Origin of the sequence: Pedobacter vanadiisoli (assembly GCF_042684385.1) — a bacterium.
In the GTDB taxonomy this organism is placed as follows: Bacteria; Bacteroidota; Bacteroidia; order Sphingobacteriales; family Sphingobacteriaceae; genus Pedobacter; species Pedobacter vanadiisoli.
This window is the reverse complement of record NZ_JBHULL010000004.1, coordinates 83,376-102,571: the sequence shown is the minus strand read 5'-3', so window position 1 is coordinate 102,571 and position 19,196 is coordinate 83,376. Positions and strand designations below refer to the sequence as shown.

The following is a 19,196-nucleotide window of genomic DNA, read 5'->3' as shown; positions in this document are numbered from 1 at the left end:
GTTATGAAAAAGATAAAACTCTCTATTCTTTTCACTTTTATGCTTGGGCACTTAATGGCTCAAGAAATTATTACCAGCCCTGGTACGGTAACCTTGCCAGCTCAGCCAGCAAGTACCAAAATTATCGCCAGTGGTCAGTCGCTTAGGGTAACCAGCACGCAAGCCATTATACTTAAAGATGGGTTTCATGCCCAGGCAGGCTCTGATGTTTTATTGAAGATTGCCTCTGGCACAATTTACCCTGTTCCGCCTTTGGTCAACAATGCTAACCCAGAATTGAACTGGGTAATAAGCAGAACTTTTAATGCAAACGGAGATACGATCTCAGAAAGCAAGAATTTCTTCGATCTGGGCGGACAGGCGCTGCAAAGCCAGGTTAAAAGTTTTGCGACCAAACATGTGCTGGCGTCGCAGCCGGTTTATGATCTATATGGCAGGCAGGCCATTCAATCTTTATCTGCACCGATAAACAGTAGTGGGTTTTACTACAAAGCTGATTTTTTAAGGAATAGTAACGGTGTTGGGTATCATGTGGGCAATTTTGATTTAGCTGGTAAGATTAACAATCCAGATCCATTGGACGCTTCGCAACCTGGTACATTAGGTTGGTATTACAGTAATAATAATAGTTTGGACAGCTATGTGCCTGCTACAGGTTATCCATATGGCCGTACCGAATTTATGACAGATGGTAGCGGTGCACCGGCACGTTCTGGGGGTATTGGGGAGGTTTTACGCTTGGGCAGTGGCCACGAAAGTTATGGGGGAAACTTTGCTGTTGAGTCTCAATTGAATCATTACCTTTCTTTGCGAAACACTTTTTTTAATGATGCTGCAATGGGCAATACCGGACAAACCAATCTTATTGGTGAAGCTACGCAAAGTGTGATTAGGGATGAACAAGGAAACTGGGGAATTGCAATTGCAGATAAACAGGGGAATACATTAATGTCTGCCAGGCCAGGTAATTGGCTCAGTGTAAGCAATACTGTTCAGTTGAGCGAATATAAGGAAGAATTTATATTGGACGGAAATCAGGGTGATTATATCAATAGCATTAGTGTAGCAGGAGCTGGTAAATTAAAAGTATTCGATAATGGGGCGCTAATTTATAATGGGGCAGCATCGGCATATACACCTCCTGTGAGCTTAAATTCTTCACATATTTATACCTTGAGGTCTAATAAACCATTAAAAGTATCTTATAGTGTCATTTATAGTAATGGTAAGGTAGACCGTTATTGTGAGGATTGTTTTTCCAAAATCGCGACTGGTAATGCAATAGGGCAGGATTTCCATTATTTCAGTTTGGCTCAGGGTAGTAATTTAAACGTTACAGGGGGGAGTATTAATTTAATAAACCTGATTACCAACAATACCGAAACCAATTACAGTAATTTACCGGCAGGCCTTTATAAAGCAACCGCACAAAGTGGCGAACCACAGCTTAGTTATACTGCTGGTTATGGCGATATCAGTTACAATTTTTATAATCAGAAATCGGAGTTGATTGCTGCTATAGCTCCCAATGGCGTACAACAGATTTTAACAAATGGTATAGGCGCATATAGTAATAAGACCCTGTTGCCCTTTACAGACTTTAATGAATTTGATAAGCAGGGCCGTTTAACTAAAAATATTTCAACTGATGCGGGAACAAGCGAGTTTATTTACCGCAAAGATGGAAACATCCGTTTTAGCCAAAATGCAGAACAAAGAAAAACAGGAAGGTTTTCTTATTCAAACTATGATGAGATAGGAAGAATAACAGAATCAGGTGAATATTTAGGCACTGATATCTCTTTTGAAACTGCAAAGACGAATTTAAACCTTATTCATAACATAAATATAGATGGGGGCTTAAATAACGCTTATAAAAGAGAATGGAGCCGAATCCATTACGATTTAACTGATAATAGCCATGGGTTAAGTAATTACCAACAAGATTTTATAGAAAATGAGGTTTCATGGACAGAAAATGAACATGCAAAAACCTGGTACAGTTATGATGAACAAGGAAGAGTGGTATGGACAATTAGACAATTAGATGGACTAGGTATTAAAACCATTGATTATGAGTATGATTTTTTGGGCAATGTATTAACTGTTGCTTATCAAAAAGGAAATACCGCTGAGAGTTTTTACCATCATTATCAATTCGATGCCGATCAAAGATTGCTAAATGTACAAACCAGTACTGATGGAGCAAATAAGCTACAGCAAGCCGCGTACCAGTATTACCTGCATGGAGGATTAAAGCGTGTTGAACTGGCTGATAACTTACAGGGTATCGATTATACCTATACCCCAGACGGTAAACTTAAAGCCATTAATCATCCCGATGGTAACACCGATCCTGGAAAAGATGGTTTACAAAATAGCTTTGCTGCTGATGCTTTTGGTATGACCTTAGAGTATTTTAATGGTGATTACACCAGAAATGGTACAGGTATAGCCAGTTTAAATACCAATACTAATAAAGCCTATTATAATGGCAATATTACCGCACAAAGTTGGAAAAGCATCAAGCCAAGTTCGTTAGGAACAGCTTACAATGCCCCGGTAATGTCTACATATGAATACGATGATAAATATCAGTTTAATAACAATAAATATGGAAGTCCAAATTTTTCCAATAATACATTCATCGAAAGTTTAAATATCAATAAAGAACATGGTTTAAGCTATGATGCCAATGGGAATATTCAGAGTTTAAGCCGTAACAACAATGTAGGTAGCCAATTAAGTCTCAATTACCATTACCAGGCCAATAGCAATAAATTAAACAGTGTAGATAATTATGCCAGTTATACTTACGATGACCTCGGGCAAATGGTTGGACAGCAACGGGCAAACGGCCAGAATTTTTATATTAACTATACGGCAAGCGGTAAAGTGGCAGCGATTTATGCTGATGCAGCTAAAACACAGCTCAGGGTAAGTTTTGTATATGATGAATCGGGTATGCGTATCCAGAAAACAGATCATTTGCAAAATATTAATACCTATTATGTTTATGATGCAATGGGTAACGTATTGGCTCTTTATGATAATAACGGAACCGGGCTACAACAAAAAGAGTTGCCTGTTTATGCTGCAGGTCGTATAGGTATCTTCAACCGTTTAACCAATAATTACCAGTATGAATTAAGTGATCATTTAGGCAATGTAAGGGCCGTAATCAACCGTAATAAAAATGGCAATGGCCAGGCTGATGTTGTCTATTACTCTGATTACTATTCTTTCGGCTCACCGTTAACTTTGGCCAATAACGATTACAGGTATGGCTATCAGGGTCAGTATGCAGAATTAGATAAAGAAACGGGCTGGAATAATTTTGATTTCAGGATGTACGATGCCCAGATAGGGCGATGGATGAGTACTGATCCTATGGGACAGTATGCTTCTCCATATTTGGGAATGGGGAATAATCCAATGATCAGTATAGATAAAGATGGTAAATGGGTACATATTTTAGCAGGAGCCATTATTGGGGGAGCGATAGAAGGGTGGAAATTATATAAGGCCGGTAAATTAGGTTGGAATACGGAAACCTTTGCCAAGGTAGGTTATGGAGCCCTTGAAGGAGGAGCGATAGCCGCGGCCCCAGGTTTAACAGGAGCGATTCTTTCTTCAGGAATTGGTAATATAGGATCTCAAATGATTGATAATCACTTTGCAGGGAAAAAAATAACAAATATCAATTATGGTGAAGTAGCTGCTTCGGCTACATTAGGTGCTGCAGGATATTATTTAGGAAAACCTATCGAAGATTTTGTTGTAGGCCGATTAGGAAAGATTGCTATGAAATCTCAAGCACGAAATTTTTCCACTGCAGCAAATTCGACATTTAATTTTATAGAAAGAGTTAATTTGCCGTGGTATAATAGGTACAAGGGCTCAATAGGTGCTGTGGTTGCCTCGCAACTATCGGACCAATTTAATTCAATGTTTTTAGAGGATCGGGTTAAAAATTTCTTTAATAATATTTCGAGATTTAGAGGGATGTTTATCTATCCGGGTCAACTTATTTATGTGGGATATGAATATGAAAAGTAATAAAAGTATTAAAGTTAATATATTTAAAGATAAGCAGGATATGAATACTGCAAAATTGATTAATTCTCTTCCGGGGCTCTGTTTCTTTATCTTAATATTTGCGAATAAACTTATTAATTCAGACATTTTATTATTCACCAGCTTATTTTTTACTATTGTTGGTTTAATTTTGATTGCATTTCCTTTCTATTTAAACTCATTAGTGGTTGTTGAAAAAGATAGAATTAGGTTAGAAGGTAAGTTGAATATAAATATTGAATTAAAAGATATTGACATAATCGAATTCGAATTAAGACAAGATGATTTTGAGTATAATTATATTAAATGTAAAATTATTTCTAAAGATGAAACTTTTAAAACTTTTCTATTAACAAGGCATTTATTTGCTGGTAAAAAAAAACAAATGGAAAAATTTTTAGGATATCTTTCATATGTTAAATTTGAATCTGATAAAATTAAATTTATTGATTAAGTGATCTTAATATTTTTCGACTTTTAATGTGTATTTACTTTTCTAAACTCAATGTTATTTTTGCTCATTAAAAGATTGATAAATTATTATTTGAGAGAAATATGATGAGCATAAATACTATTAGTAACATCTCAATTTTTTAAAAGATGAAGTTTAAATTATTAATTCTAGCTTTTTGCATTACCCAAACCATCAAGGCACAATCCGAATATATCGTAACCCTTCAAAACGACACTATTAAAGGCAAGGTTAAAAATTATCTGGAAGATGTGGTTAAATTTATACCTGAGGGCAGTACCGAGCGGGTAAGATATAAACCTACCGAAATAAAAGCTTTTCATGTAAAGCTGAAAAAAGAAGAAATAGATTTAGAAGCGATAAAATTACCTGGAAAAAGAAAGCCATTATTTGTTAACCGCCTTTTATCAGGTAAAATTATTTTATACGAATTAGTAGAAACTTTTGTAAGGTACAACGGGGGAATTTCGCATGGGGTAACCTGGTATGTTAAAAAATTGGACCAGGATATTGTAGAAATTAAAACTTCTGAACTATCTTTTAACCGAAAAGGGAGAGAAGATGCATTTCTTGTACTGTTAAAGGATAACCCTAAAGTAGCTGAACAATACCAAAATGGAGGTAAGTTTAGTTTCGATTTTATTAAATCAATCATCAATGCTTATAATCAATCTTAATATTTAATCAGAATTTAAATCTAAATTATCACAATGATCAAGACATTTTATCTATTTGGCATTATGGTGTTATTGTCGTTAAGCAGTCAAGCTCAAAATACCTCTTCAAAGCGCTTAGACACGCCCGAAAAAAAAGCAACTTTTTTAGTTCGCGATCTACAGAACAAAATTATGCTGAACGATCAGCAAAAAGATTCGCTGTTTGCCATTTTCCGGTTGCAGTTTAAACTCGCCGATTCATTAAAAAAAAGCCAGAATGATGGAACAGCTAAAAGACAATATCTGCAGTCGATACTTGCTTCTACAAAAGGTAGGATAGATAGTGTACTGACCAAAGATCAACGCGTGCTTTTTTACCAGTGGAAAAGTAACCGAAAATCATTAAAATCGAAATTATAATTTATCCAGTCTCTTTTTTAGAATTACGTGTAAAAAGCAAAGAATTACCGGTAACAATTATCATTCAGATAGGAAGCTACCTGCTACCAATCACTAATGAGGAGACATGTACGGCACATTTTAAGCAGTGAGTGCTGATTTATTAGATTATGTTTGTGGTTTAGCACTTACTTTTTAAAGTGTTTATGTTAATTTAATTTTTCAAGACAACTAAAATTTTAATTGTATTTACTTAAATAAGTATAATTAACGCATCATTTGTTTTTTTGTTTACTGTTTTTTTGCAATTTATATTTTTTTGAGGATATTAGAGGTGGTTAAATAGCAAAAAAATGTACTCGTCTATTGTTAATGCTTCTCTCAAAATATCCTGCTTTACAGGGTTATCCCATCCCAAGATTCATAAACAAACCAGTCGGTTTCTGCTGTAATCAATAAAATTTCAGTGCCTGGTAAGGCATAGCAATATCACATTTTAGACTTAATGCATTATGATCAGCTGTTACGTAATCGGTGAACTGCATACCGTAGAATCTTTATGTATGTACTTGAACGACTATCCGCTTACTCAATTAAAAGGATATGCCGTACAACGTCCTGAAAGCTTTGATGCCGTATATTCCATCAGACCGGATATTGTTTTTGTTGATGTTGCATTTTTAAACGGCAGCAATGGCTGGCTGGAGCGCATCAAACAGTTTTCCTCAATTGTTTTGGTATCAGAAAATACCGATATGGCTTTCGAAGCTTTTGAGCATTCGGCATTTGATTACCTGCTCAGGCCGGTTACATTTAACCGCTTTGTAAAATGCATCCATAAATTTGATCACCTCACACAACTGGCCCATTCGGCACATAGCACCAGAAAGCAGCATGTGGTAGATTCTTTTTTTATCAAAGCAGATTCAAAAGGGCTAAAAGAATTCCTGATCAAATGCGATCAACTGATCTACATACAGGCCATGCAGAACTATGTTGTCCTCCACATGGAAAATAACCAACGCTTTTCATGCCATAACTCGATGAAAGAAATGGAAGACAGCTTACCCACCAGTTGCTTTAGCCGGATCCATAAATCTTACATCATCAATGATGAGAAAATTACTGCTATAGAGGGGAATACGGTAATGCTTAGCGGCGATGAAAGCAATAAACTCCTGATCGGGAGTACATACCGGAAAGCTTTTTTTGAAAAAAAAGCACAAAAAATGATCAAAAAAAAGGTTGGCATCCAAATCCTTTCTTATTCCAGATTAGCTGTGGCTTTAATTACCTTTGGAGAAATTCTGATAAAAGTGCAGGCGATGGGCGAATTTAACATACCGTTTTACATATGAAAAAAAATATAAATCTTTTAATGGGAAGCATTTTGCTATTGCTGGCAGGCTGTAGTGAATTTATTGAACCTTCTATAGAAAACAGGAAGATAGACATACTTGCTCCTGCAAATAAATTGGAAACGAATAGCTATCAACAAACTTTTTGGTGGAACCCAATGGCAGATGCACTGTTTTACAGGTTGCAGATTGTTTCGCCAAAATTCGACAGTGTAAGTAAACTGGTTTTGGATACCCTGATCAGGACTGAAAAATTTGTGTACACCATGGATCCTGGCAAATACGAATGGCGTGTGCGGGGCGAAAACGGTAGCAGTGCAAGTAGTTACAGTACCCATTCGCTCCAAATATTTCCTTCCAGCCTTAAAGATCAGAGTATACAGCTTACTGGTCCGGCAAATGGGCTTTATTCGTCTAAACCTGACGTCAGGTATGAATGGCTTAAGCTCTTTGGTGCTACAGTATATAGGTTACAGGTAGATAACAATAATTTTCTCGATGAAAATAACATGACACTCAATGTTACTACCGATAACCTGGGCTTTTTACAAACACTTACCCGGGAAGGAACCTACCAATTCCGTGTAAGGGCAGAAAACAGCACAGAGAATTCGAAATGGAGTTCCGTAAGAAGCTTTACCTATGATGCTACAGGACCTGAACGGGTGGTGTTAAATACCCCGTTGAATAAGCAAACTGTATCGCGGCCAGTAAGACTAACCTGGAACAGACTTGCTGATGCAGAACGGTATGAGATTTCGGTATATCAAAGCGATGAACAAACGCCCTATAGTAAGAGCTATCCACAGGTGGTGACTTCAACCGAACACGTATTTGATGCAGGTAATACCGGGGAAACCATTGCCTGGAGGATAAGGGCTTTTGATAAAGCCGGAAACGCCGGTGCCTATAGTGAGATCAGAACTTTTACCATACAATAGGGATGAAAAGTAAAAGAACCACCTACATACTAATTTGCTGTGTTGCTGGGGTATGGGGCATTATTTTTTATAAGGTTTTTGCCGGATTAGCTGCAGAAGACAGTATACCTGTCAATTCAAGGACAATCAAGGAGCCATATTTTAATATGATTGACCATGCAAAAGACCAGGTCACGTTAGAAATGGGCTATGCAGATCCTTTTGCTTTGATCACCTCAGCACCTGAGCCTATTGTTAAATCTGCTGCCCCCGTAAGGCCTTCAATGCCTGTACCAGTAAAACCACAGGTAAACTGGGCAGGAATTATTTACAGCGGACAGATTTATAATCGTACCGAAAAAACACATGTAGCCATTATCAGTGTGAATGGAAAAGAGGTCATGCTTAGTGAAGGTGAACGTGCAAATGGCTTAAAATTTATAAAAAGGGTAGGCGACTCAATAAAAGTAGAATACCAGAATGCGACAAAATTTTTATCAATAAAACAATGAAATTAGTTTACATCACCATGCTCCTGCTGTGTCTGCAGTTTTTTAAGGCCGATGCACAAAGCATAAAATCTTATTTTAATGTAGATAATTACACCCATACGGTTAACTACGACCATTACAAAGCCGTTTTTTATGTGCAAAGGCCAGAAATAGGAGCAAGTAATCTCAAATCAGACCGGAAATATGCCTGGTTTAGCGGCAACCAGATCCGTTATACCCAGGGTGGATATAGTGGTAAACTGCTTGATGGGATTTACAATGAATTTTACGATACCAAGGGACTTAAAACCCAGGGATTGTACCAAATGGGGTTAAAAACAGGCAATTGGAAAAGCTGGGGAGAAGATGGAAAGCTTGACTCTATTATCCATTATTCTTCAGGTAAAGCCAATGGCAGGTTTGAAAAGTACGATCAGGAAGGCATTTTGCTGGAAAGAGGAAAGTACCGGAATGGACAATTAAACGGAAAACTCGAAAAACGTATTAGTACCGATAGCATTCAGGTAATTAATTACAAAAAGGGAAAGGTGGTGGTTAATAAGCCCGGCAAAGCCGTTAAAATTACCCGTTGGTTAAAATCCATTTTTAAAAAAGATAAAAAAGCAAAATAATGAAAAAAGTCATCTTAATTAGCCTCTCTTTGTTTACAGGTAAATTGCTGTTTGCCCAAAATACTTTCCCAACTTCCGGAAATGTTGGTATTGGAACATTAAACCCAACCTCCTGGTTCGGTGGAACGGTGCAACAGATCGAAGGCCGCAGGGCGGTGTTGAGGTTAGCACCGAGTTTGAGTGGCGATTTGGGTACGATCTTATTTAAAGGCGCTTTTTCGGAAGGTGTTACCAGCTCAGAAGATGAGTTTCACTTAAATTATGTAAGTAATCCTGCAGATCCATATCTGGCATTAGGTGCTTATAAAAATGGCCATAAAACGATTTTATCACTAAAAGGAGTTGGTCATGTAGGTATAGGTACAGAAACTCCAAATTCTACACTTACCGTCCGATCTGCAAGTACCGGCGTAAGTATTCATCCCGGTGCCAGTCCGTATTTCGGTACTTTGGCTTTTAACAGAGAATCAGGCACTGGAGCCATATTCGATCCTTCGGGTAAGGCCTTCCAGATCAATAATGGCGGTGGCGATCAAAATTTGCATATCCAGGTGTATAATGGAGATGGTACTTTGGTGACTAATAACTCACTGGTTATTTCTGGTGCGAACGGAAATGTGGGTATCGGTACAGCCAATTTAACTGATGCCCTTACTGTTGCTGGTAAAATTGGTGCCCGTGAAATTAAAGTTAGTACCAATGCAGGAGCCGATTTTGTATTTGATCCTGACTACAATCTTCCTGATTTAACTGAATTAGAGCAATTTGTAAAAACCAACAAACACCTACCCGAAATCCCTACGGCCCAACAAATGGTTGAGAACGGCGTAAACCTTGGGGAGCTGAATATTAAACTGTTGCAAAAGGTTGAAGAGCTCACCTTACACCTCATCGAAAAAGAAAAACAGCTTCGAAATCAAGAAAATAAAGTGATTCAGCTGGAAAGCAAACTCACTCAGCAGGAAAAAACCATTCAGGAAATTTTAAAGAAAATAAAATAATGAAAAATATCATCAAATTATCAGCCCTCGTTTTATTCAGCATGAGCTCATTAATCGCGAATGCACAAACCGCTACAAGAGATAATGCCGGTTTACAAGGTGATGCCGGGGCTGTATCTGGCTTTTTTGAAACCGTTAATCCTGTTAACTATCCAGCCGGAGCAAATAGCTGGTGGCATTTGTTAGATGTTCGGCACGGTAACAATAATAATAATTATGCCATGCAATTTGCAGGGAGTTTTTTTGACCAAAACCTCTATTTCAGAAAAACTGATAATTGGGCGGAAAGACCCTGGCAAAAAATTGTAATGGAGAAAGATGGGGAAGTTGTTCTTGATCGTTTAACCACAGTTAGTAATGGCACTATGCTTAACCAAGGCAATGCGAATAACTTTATTAGTAATTTCATAGTTAGAGCAAATACAGGAGGTCGATTTGAGGATAAAGGGGCGCAAATTGAATTTGTAATCCCTGCCGGCACTGCAGGTGATAACCCTTGGGGACAGGGAAGGATTATCACAGTTGCTGGGAACGGTAGTAATACTAATGCTACCGGTAAAATGATTCTTGGAACACGCAGAATGTTTGATAAGTACGGGAACGGCCAACAATGGTTTTACGGCGACGATATCGTGATTGATGGGGTTGGGAATGTTGGAATGGGGACACTAATCCCTAGAGAAAAACTATCCGTTAACGGCAATATCCGCGCCCGCGAAATCAAAGTAGAAGCCACCAACTGGCCTGATTATGTTTTTGAGGAAAGTTATAATGTCGGAACGTTAAAAGGGTTAGAAAGTTACATCAAGGCCAATAAACACTTACCTGATATGCCATCGGCCAAAGATGTAGAAGTAAACGGGATTGCGGTGAGTGAAATGTTGAAACTCCAGCAGCAGAAAATAGAAGAGCTTACCCTTCATTTAATTGAAAAGGATAAAGCTATAGAGAAAGGAGCATCTTTAGCCAAAGATCAACAAGTTCAGATTGAGTTCCTACAAAAAAACTTTCTTGAATTAAAGCAGCAACTGCAACTCTTAATGAAAGAGAAAAAATAAAGGTTGGAAAACTTATTGTTCCTGAAAGAAAATTAGGCAAAATGAAAAAAATATACTTTTTATTGATTGTTTTTAGTGTAGCCTTTGGTGTGCAGGCACAACAGATCAATCTTGGCAATACCGGTAATAATTTTGGTTGGTTCCGTTTAGGAACATTAACATTACCTCAGCAGGGAGCAGATGCATTTATTCAAATTACTTCCGGAGGTGGCTACAATGCCTCATTAAATCAAAATGGTGAATGCCATATCCATTTTAGAACCAGTAATGCTGTTTCGGAAGCAAATGGTTTTTTTGCTGCTGGTAGTTTTTATAATACAGGCAGAACCAAAATTCTTGCTGCAATCCGTGTGATTCAGATAGATGAATCTACCTGGGAATTTTACGCAATAATGCCAAGCTTTACAGGGCAGGCAGCGGTATTATCGCTGAGTACAATTGTCGGTACCTGGCAGCCATCGCTGGCTAAATTAGATCCACCATCTAATGTGACAGTCTTGGATCTAACAGAAGAACTTTTAGTTTCGAGTGATTCTTTTTATATGGGCAATGTAGGTATTGGAACCATCACTCCCCGAGAAAAACTATCGGTAAACGGCAATATCCGCGCCCGCGAAATCAAAGTAGAAGCCACCAACTGGCCCGATTATGTTTTTGAGGAGGGTTATAAGGTTGGAACGTTGCAAGAGTTGGAAAGTTATATCAAAACCAATAAACATCTGCCTGATATGCCATTGGCTAAAGAGATTGATACCCAGGGTTTACAGTTGGGCGAAATGGTGAAAATGCAGCAGAAAAAGATAGAAGAGCTCACCTTACACCTCATCGAAAAAGAAAAACAACTACGAAATCAGGAAAATAAAGTGATTCAGTTGGAAAGCAAACTCACCCAACAGGAAAAAACCATTCAGGAAATTTTAAAGAAAATAAAATAATGAAAAATACCATCAAATTAACTGCCCTCGTTTTATTCAGTATTAGCTCATTAATCGTAAATGCACAAACCGCTACAAGAGATAATGCCGGTTTGCAAGGTGATGCCGGAGCCGTATCCGGCTTTTTTGAAACTGTTAATCCTGTTAACTATCCGGCTGGATCAAATGGCTGGTGGCATTTATTAGATGTTCGGCACGGTAACAATAATAATAATTACGCCATGCAATTTGCGGGGAGTTTCTTTAATCAGGAATTATATTTCCGGAAAACGAATAATAATGCAGGGCAGCCCTGGTCGAAAGTTCTTTTAGAAACAAATGGTAATGTTGGGATAGGGACATCATCACCATCCACAAGGTTGGAAGTAATGCCACCAGCAATTAATGAAAGTTCTGCAGGCGTTTTTCATCTACGTGGCGATCAAGCCTGGGGGAATGTATTAACATTAGCAACAGATGCCGCAAATGGCAATGATGATGCAAAGTTATTGTTCAGCTATAGGAATAAATCAAAGCAGTGGTCTATTGGAGGCAACAATGGAACAACAAGCTTTGGAATATGGGAAGATGGAGGCGATGGTGTTTACGGTAGCGGTTTTGGTAACCAGAGATTTATCGTAGCGGCAGGAGGAAATGTTGGTATAGGAATTTCGACTCCACAGGAAAAACTTTCTGTAAACGGCAACATCCGCGCCCGCGAAATCAAAGTAGAAGCCACCAACTGGCCCGATTATGTTTTTGAGGAGGGTTATAAGGTTGGAACGTTACAAGAGTTGGAAAGTTATATTAAGGCTAATAAACACCTGCCTGATATGCCTGCCGCAAAAGAGGTGGAAACAAATGGGATTGAAGTGAGTGAGATGTTGAAACTACAACAAAAAAAGATTGAAGAACTTACCTTATACCTGATCGAAAAGGATAAAAAAATCGATGCCCTTATGAAGAGGGTTGATGTTCTTGAAAGTAATATCCAGAAACCTACAAATAAAAACCATAAGTGATGAAATTTAAATTTTTAATGATCTTTTCCATGCTATCAGGAGGTAGTTTGGTTTATGCACAGAATACTTTTCCAACTAATGGAGCAACGGGTATTGGCACGCTGAGTCCGGATGCTCCATTGCAGATATTTGTTGGTCCAGACAGCAAGCCAGAAGGAATTATTTCTGCGGGGCAGTCGGTATTGAAATTTTCGCGGTTTGGTACTCCAAATCATAGTTATAACGAATCAGCAGAATTTAGAATTACGCATGGTGGGCCTTATTATTGGGGCTCGAGATTGGATCTCTTCTTGAATGGAGCAAGTAATCAGAACAATGTTCCGGATCAGCATGTAATGACCTGGCAATATAATGGAAATGTGGGAATAGGTACGGTTGAGCCTAGCGCAACATTAGAAGTGCTGGGTACAGCTAAATTTGGCGGAGGCATTGCAAATCTTGATGCGACAGGTAATCCTGCTGCATATCAAAATTTAACAGGTACTGGCAAAATGCTTATCGGTTGGAACAGGACTGCCGGACAGGGAGAAGCCGATTTTATAGCTAATGAAGGCGCTGGATCCCAGGGTGGATTCGCTTTTTATAGTTTCAATAATGCCAGTCAGGAAAAACAACTTTTAAGAATTTTAGGCAACGGAAATATTGGTATAGGAATGGACCAGCCTACAGACAGACTTGCTGTAAACGGCAATATCCGCGCCCGCGAAATCAAAGTAGAAGCCACCAACTGGCCCGATTATGTTTTTGAAGATGGTTATAAGGTTGGAAAGTTAGAAGAGTTGGAAAGTTATATTAAAACGAATAAACATCTACCCGAAATGCCTACTGCAAAAGAGGTGGAAACAAATGGGATTGCAGTGAGTGAAATGCTGAAGCTCCAACAGAAAAAAATAGAAGAACTCACTTTGCATCTCATCGAGAAAGAAAAGCAATTAGAAATGCAGGCTATAACATTATCAAAAGTAGAGGAAAGATTAAAAAAACTCGAATCTAAGAATAAGCAGAAATGAAAAAGACAATATTGATATTAGTATTTGCTTTCGCTGGAAAGTTGGTTTTTGGCCAAAATACATTTCCTGCTCAGGGGAATGTGGGGATTGGTACCAATCAGGCGACGTCTGCTTTGCATGTTCGTAATGATGTTAGCAGTTCGGCAGAAAATTGGGTTATTCGTCTTCAAAATGATAATTCAGAGGCTGATGGATTACCAACAACAGGATTATTGTTTGCAGGAGGAGATTTTCAGAGTCAAAAAGCGGGTATTATATTTAGAAGAACAGGTCCTTATGGAACCGGGAATTTATACTTTTTGAATAATAATCTTTTTGATGCCAGTTTGCCAACAATAGCAAACCATTCCATAATGACACTGCAATCTGACGGCAATGTTGGCATTGGTACAACTAATCCTACTGAAAGATTGTCTGTAAATGGCAAAATACGTGCTAAAGAAATCAAAGTAGACGCCACCAACTGGCCCGATTATGTTTTTGAGGAAGGCTATGAAGTTGGAACGTTAAAAGGATTAGAAAGTTATATCAAAACCAACAAACATCTGCCAGAAATGCCTACAGCAAAAGAGGTGGAAACAAATGGAGTTGCAGTGAGCGAAATGCTCAAGCTCCAACAGAAAAAAATAGAAGAATTAACATTACATCTCATTGAGTTAAGTAAAAAAGTAGAAACTCAGGATGCTTATATCAAACAGCTAAAAAACAAAAAATAATAATACTGCTCTTTTAAATTTTAATCCAAACTAAACAAATGAAAATTTTCTTACTCTCTCTATTGCTATGTTCAGCAAGCATCGTCATGGCTCAGCCACAGGTTGTAACCACAGGAAACAATGTGGTAGATGCCTCCAATCCCTATGCGGCCGATGTGGTGATCGGCAGTGATGCTGCTGGAGGAATAAGGCACGACAGTAGCATCATGTGGTGGTCTAATGCCAGTGCCTCACGCATTAGTAATACAGGACATTCCTTTAATTTTTCAGTATGGAGTAGCCCTCAAACGCCAAATGCTTCAATTTCATCAGAAATAGGAGGAACAAGTTATGTGATGGGTAACCTTGGAATTGGAACAAACACTGTAAATGACCGGCTCGTGGTTAATGGAAATATCAGGGCTATTTTGGATCAGGCTAATTTTCCAGGTAAAAATGTGGCTGGTATAGTGGCAATCGGTTATTCAGGCATCACAGGTGCACAGAACTGGGCGCTTCGTGGCGTTTATCAGCATGGATTCGGGGTTGGCAATAATGCTGACGGAGGCGATCTGGATGTGATCAAATCGATGAACGGCAGTACGATATTGGCTACCAAAACCGATGGAACAGCTTTAGGCAATGTTGGTATTGGTACAACCAACCCAACTGATATGCTTACTGTAGCGGGCAAAATTGGCGCCCGTGAGATTAAAGTTTCTACCAATGCAGGAGCAGATTTTGTATTCGAAGCTGATTACAAACTCACCGATTTAACTGAACTGGAAAAATTCGTAAAAACAAATAAACACCTGCCCGGAATTCCAACTGCTAAACAAATGGTCGAAAACGGTGTAAATCTCGGAGAACTGAATATCAAACTGCTGCAAAAGGTTGAAGAACTCACTTTACATCTTATTGAGAAAGAGAAACAGTTAGAAATGCAGGCTGTAACACTATCAAAAGTAGAGGAAAGATTAAAAAAACTCGAATCTAAGAATAATCACAAATGAAAAAGACAATATTGATATTAGTATTTGCTTTCACTGCAAAGTTGGGTTTTGCCCAAAATACATTTCCTGCTCAGGGGAATGTGGGTATTGGAACATCAACTCCACAAGAAAAACTGGATGTTAAAGGGAACATCCTGATTTCAAATGCTGAAATACCGTTAGGATTAAATACTGAAGTCGGCGGTACTGTACCACTGTTCAATATGAGTGTAAACTTTAGAGAAGCAAATAAAAACAATGCTTTTTTAGGTGCAGCTTTCAGAATTGATACCAGGATTTATGAATTTCCATTGTTCCAATGGCTTAAAAGAGATGCGGGAAATGCCACTGAAAATGTGTTAATGAATCTTAGTGCAAATGGGAATTTAGGCCTTGGCATCCTTAATCCAGCAGAGAAACTATCCGTTAATGGCAACATCCGCGCCCGCGAAATCAAAGTTGAAGCAACCAACTGGCCCGATTATGTTTTTGAGGAAGGTTATAAGGTTGGAAAGTTAGAAGAGTTGGAAAGTTACATTAAAACGAACAGGCACTTGCCCGAAATACCCACAGCAAAAGAAGCTGAATCAAACGGAGTAGAATTAGGGGCAATGAATAAACTGCTGTTAAAGAAGATAGAAGAGCTCACCATACACTTGATCGAAAAAGATAAACAGATCAACTCACTAATCAATAGAGTAGATATTTTGGAGAACAAAAAGAAAAATAATTAATAAATGAAACAATTACTTCTAACCTTAACATTTGCCTTGGTTTTTGGCAGCTGTTTTTCGCAGGGTAGCGTATCAACCCTTTTTTACGATGAAAGTAACGGACTTAATGTTATTGAAGGCACAACGATGGTTAATGATGGGAGTGCAAACGGGGGGACCTGTATGTTCAGGCCCGCCAGTGCTTCGGGTGGGACCATTTGGGCAGGCCCTTATGTAGGGGTTACTGCAGGTAATTATCTTCTCCAGGTAAGGATAAAAGTAACCTCAAATAGTTCAACAGCTGACCTTTTCATGCTCGATATCGTAAGTCAGTATGGTTATGTAACACATGGAGCCTTATGGATCAAGCCAAATATGTTCAGAGCGAACAACGAATGGCAGCTGATTACCATCCCTGTATCCATCCCACATGGAATTACTAACCTAGAGATTCGGGGAATGAATTTTCAACCCGGAATAACCGATGTGTATGTTGATTATGTTCAGCTTATACCATCAAGCCTTCCAGGCCTTTATTCAAATGAATTAACCATTTCGGGTAATGGCAATGTGGGCATAGGTACTATAACTCCCCGCGAAAAACTTTCTGTTAATGGCAACATCCGTGCCCGCGAAATTAAAGTAGAAGCCACTAACTGGCCCGATTATGTTTTTGAGGAAGGTTATGGTGTTGGAACGTTGGAAGAGTTGGAAAGTTATATCAAAGCGAATAAACATTTACCTGGTATGCCGGGTGCCAAAGCAGTTGAAACTAATGGGATTGCAGTAAGTGAAATGCTCAAACTGCAACAGCAAAAAATAGAAGAGCTTACTTTATACCTGATTGAGCAGAATAAGTCTATTGGTACCCAAAACGAAAAACTTTTACAACAGGGTAAACAGATCAAGTTGCTTAAGAATCAAATTAATGCAATTAAAAAGAAAAAATAAATGAAAAGGCTGGTATTAATCGCAATACTTTCTGTTGGCACTTTTGCTAAAGCACAAACTTTTGATGCCGGTGGCAATGGCCCGGCAGTAGCAATGGTTGCAGCTGATAAATTTAACTATTTAGGAAAACCGGTTGCCAACTATGGGTTGGGATGGTATAGCGAAGCAGTAGATATCCCGCCTTATATGTATATGTCTGGTTTTGCTGGTATTAAATTTTTTACCTGGACAGAAGCACGGATGATTATTGATGGAAGCGGCAAAGTCGGAATAGGCACTTTAAATCCTGAATCGAAGTTGCATCTTCAGGATGGCAGTGTATTCATTAAAACTTTACGTGCAGGGAGTAATAGCGAGTACCCATTAATTTCGGGTACACAGGCAGTAAATGGTACCTCGGGCCATGCCGGTATTTATTTATATGAAGATGGTAGCGGAGGTTTTGGGCAAGCCTCCGGACTGGCATTTAAAGTATCTGTAAATGATGCCAGCCCCGCAACTGCATTGTTAATCAAAGCCAACGGCAATATTGGTATTGGTACCGATACCCCACGCGAAAAATTTTCTGTTAATGGCAACATCCGCGCCCGCGAAATCAAAGTGGAAGCCACCAACTGGCCCGATTATGTTTTTGACGAGGGTTACAAGGTTGGAAAGTTAGCAGAGTTGGAAAGTTACATCAAAGCGAATAAACATTTGCCTGGTATGCCGGCTGCCAAAGAAGTTGAGGCAAATGGCATCGCGGTGAGTGAAATGCTTAAAATGCAACAGCAAAAGATAGAGGAACTGACTTTGCATCTGATCGAAAAGAATAAACAACTTGAGCAGGAAAAAGAAAAAAATCAATCACAGGAGGAAAGAATTGCAAAGCTGGAAGCATTATTTAAAACCAAAAAATAACAAGATGAAGAATATAGTATTGATATTAACTTTTTTAGGCAGCTTTATTAATTGTGCGAAGGCCCAACTGGGTACTGCTAAGGGCGATGCATTCGAAATTTCTACAATCGGAGGCAGTACCGAAGCCAACATGATGCATCATAAACAATGGTTGTACCGAAATCAAGCAGGTAATAACTGGTTTTCAGCCTCATTGCATGATGGTATTGCGGTTGATCTTTCTTTTTTGCAGCCGCAATTAAACACCCGTACCTGGTGGGAAAGAAACCCATATACGGGAGAGCAGATGTGGGGTGACATGGGCCAAACTTTTATGGTGTTATCGGGAGGGAATTTAGGTTTGGGGACTCTTACCCCGACGTCGAAGTTCGAGGTACAAACGACAAGTACTGGTTGGCCATTAAGTTTACGGACCAATGCTTTTAATCCTGGCGATATTAACGGGATAAAGTTTTATTCAGGATACTTAGGAGAAGATAAATGGGCAGGTATAGCCAGTGTAGCAGAGGATTTGCACAGCAATAAAACCGCTTTATCTTTTTATTCTGGCCAAACAGAAAAAATAAGATTGGCCTGGAATGGAAACGTAGGTATTGGTACAACTACGCCTAACGAAAAACTTTCTGTTAATGGCAACATCCGTGCCCGCGAAATAAAAGTAGAAGCCACCAACTGGCCTGATTATGTTTTTGAGGACGGTTACAAGGTTGGAAAGTTGGAAGAGTTGGAAAGGTATATCAAAGCGAACAAGCATTTGCCTGATATGCCGGCTGCTAAAGAAGTAAAGGAAAATGGAGTAGCACTGGGCGAAATGAACAAACTTTTGCTTCAAAAAATAGAAGAATTAACGCTTTATGTAATTGAGTTAAAAAAAGAAAATTTAGACCAGCAAAAACAGCTCGATCAATTGAAAAAAAATAATCGGTAATAAAAAT

Annotated in this window: 19 protein-coding genes; all 19 read left to right on the top strand. The window is 38.6% G+C overall.

Features of this window, described 5'->3' with window-relative positions:
- Nucleotides 1–3: 3 nt before the first annotated feature.
- The 19 genes from ACFSR6_RS03920 to ACFSR6_RS03830 all read left to right on the top strand — a co-directional run bounded on the left by ACFSR6_RS03920 (nucleotide 4) and on the right by ACFSR6_RS03830 (nucleotide 19,189).
- Entirely contained in the window at nucleotides 4–4,059 is a 4,056-nt protein-coding gene (locus tag ACFSR6_RS03920) for an RHS repeat domain-containing protein (RefSeq protein WP_379075215.1), read from the top strand.
- The gene (locus ACFSR6_RS03915; RefSeq protein ID WP_379075214.1) at nucleotides 4,049–4,531 is read left to right on the top strand and encodes a hypothetical protein; all 483 of its coding nucleotides are present in this window, start codon (nucleotides 4,049–4,051) and stop codon (nucleotides 4,529–4,531) included. Before ACFSR6_RS03920 ends, ACFSR6_RS03915 begins: the two co-directional genes overlap by 11 nt.
- Before the next feature lie 146 nt (nucleotides 4,532–4,677).
- Nucleotides 4,678–5,226 carry a hypothetical protein gene (locus ACFSR6_RS03910; RefSeq protein ID WP_379075211.1) on the top strand — a complete coding sequence of 183 codons (549 nt, stop codon included), beginning with the start codon at nucleotides 4,678–4,680 and terminating at the stop codon, nucleotides 5,224–5,226.
- Between the two features lie 33 nt (nucleotides 5,227–5,259).
- Nucleotides 5,260–5,625, top strand: a complete 366-nt coding sequence (locus tag ACFSR6_RS03905) for a hypothetical protein (protein WP_379075208.1) — start codon at nucleotides 5,260–5,262, stop codon at nucleotides 5,623–5,625.
- Nucleotides 5,626–6,116: 491 nt separating this feature from the next.
- A complete protein-coding gene (locus tag ACFSR6_RS03900) occupies nucleotides 6,117–6,962 on the top strand; it encodes a LytR/AlgR family response regulator transcription factor (RefSeq protein ID WP_379075205.1) in 846 nt (281 codons plus the stop codon).
- Nucleotides 6,959–7,903, top strand: coding sequence for a hypothetical protein (locus ACFSR6_RS03895; RefSeq protein ID WP_379075203.1), 945 nt, complete (start codon nucleotides 6,959–6,961; stop codon nucleotides 7,901–7,903). The genes ACFSR6_RS03900 and ACFSR6_RS03895 overlap by 4 nt, the downstream gene beginning before the upstream one ends.
- 2 nt (nucleotides 7,904–7,905) lie before the next feature.
- Nucleotides 7,906–8,394: a hypothetical protein gene (locus ACFSR6_RS03890; protein ID WP_379075200.1), complete on the top strand. Its 489-nt coding sequence runs from the start codon at nucleotides 7,906–7,908 to the stop codon at nucleotides 8,392–8,394.
- Entirely contained in the window at nucleotides 8,391–9,005 is a 615-nt protein-coding gene (locus tag ACFSR6_RS03885) for a toxin-antitoxin system YwqK family antitoxin (protein WP_379075197.1), read from the top strand. Before ACFSR6_RS03890 ends, ACFSR6_RS03885 begins: the two co-directional genes overlap by 4 nt.
- Entirely contained in the window at nucleotides 9,005–10,006 is a 1,002-nt protein-coding gene (locus ACFSR6_RS03880; protein WP_379075195.1) for a hypothetical protein, read from the top strand. The genes ACFSR6_RS03885 and ACFSR6_RS03880 overlap by 1 nt, the downstream gene beginning before the upstream one ends.
- On the top strand, nucleotides 10,006–11,064 hold the full coding sequence (locus tag ACFSR6_RS03875; protein WP_379075193.1) for a hypothetical protein: 1,059 nt from the start codon (nucleotides 10,006–10,008) through the stop codon (nucleotides 11,062–11,064). Before ACFSR6_RS03880 ends, ACFSR6_RS03875 begins: the two co-directional genes overlap by 1 nt.
- 41 nt (nucleotides 11,065–11,105) lie before the next feature.
- The gene (locus ACFSR6_RS03870) at nucleotides 11,106–11,999 is read left to right on the top strand and encodes a hypothetical protein (RefSeq protein ID WP_379075190.1); all 894 of its coding nucleotides are present in this window, start codon (nucleotides 11,106–11,108) and stop codon (nucleotides 11,997–11,999) included.
- On the top strand, nucleotides 11,999–13,000 hold the full coding sequence (locus tag ACFSR6_RS03865) for a hypothetical protein (protein WP_379075187.1): 1,002 nt from the start codon (nucleotides 11,999–12,001) through the stop codon (nucleotides 12,998–13,000). The genes ACFSR6_RS03870 and ACFSR6_RS03865 overlap by 1 nt, the downstream gene beginning before the upstream one ends.
- Nucleotides 13,000–14,010 (top strand): hypothetical protein, encoded by a 1,011-nt coding sequence (locus ACFSR6_RS03860; RefSeq protein WP_379075184.1) that lies wholly within the window; start codon nucleotides 13,000–13,002, stop codon nucleotides 14,008–14,010. The genes ACFSR6_RS03865 and ACFSR6_RS03860 overlap by 1 nt, the downstream gene beginning before the upstream one ends.
- Nucleotides 14,007–14,726: a hypothetical protein gene (locus ACFSR6_RS03855; RefSeq protein ID WP_379075181.1), complete on the top strand. Its 720-nt coding sequence runs from the start codon at nucleotides 14,007–14,009 to the stop codon at nucleotides 14,724–14,726. Before ACFSR6_RS03860 ends, ACFSR6_RS03855 begins: the two co-directional genes overlap by 4 nt.
- Before the next feature lie 38 nt (nucleotides 14,727–14,764).
- Nucleotides 14,765–15,718: a hypothetical protein gene (locus ACFSR6_RS03850; RefSeq protein ID WP_379075178.1), complete on the top strand. Its 954-nt coding sequence runs from the start codon at nucleotides 14,765–14,767 to the stop codon at nucleotides 15,716–15,718.
- Nucleotides 15,715–16,431 carry a hypothetical protein gene (locus ACFSR6_RS03845; RefSeq protein WP_379075175.1) on the top strand — a complete coding sequence of 239 codons (717 nt, stop codon included), beginning with the start codon at nucleotides 15,715–15,717 and terminating at the stop codon, nucleotides 16,429–16,431. The genes ACFSR6_RS03850 and ACFSR6_RS03845 overlap by 4 nt, the downstream gene beginning before the upstream one ends.
- A 3-nt stretch (nucleotides 16,432–16,434) precedes the next feature.
- Nucleotides 16,435–17,361, top strand: coding sequence for a hypothetical protein (locus tag ACFSR6_RS03840; RefSeq protein ID WP_379075172.1), 927 nt, complete (start codon nucleotides 16,435–16,437; stop codon nucleotides 17,359–17,361).
- Nucleotides 17,362–18,261, top strand: a complete 900-nt coding sequence (locus tag ACFSR6_RS03835; protein WP_379075171.1) for a hypothetical protein — start codon at nucleotides 17,362–17,364, stop codon at nucleotides 18,259–18,261.
- A 4-nt stretch (nucleotides 18,262–18,265) separates the two neighbouring features.
- Entirely contained in the window at nucleotides 18,266–19,189 is a 924-nt protein-coding gene (locus tag ACFSR6_RS03830; protein ID WP_379075168.1) for a hypothetical protein, read from the top strand.
- Nucleotides 19,190–19,196: the final 7 nt, after the last annotated feature.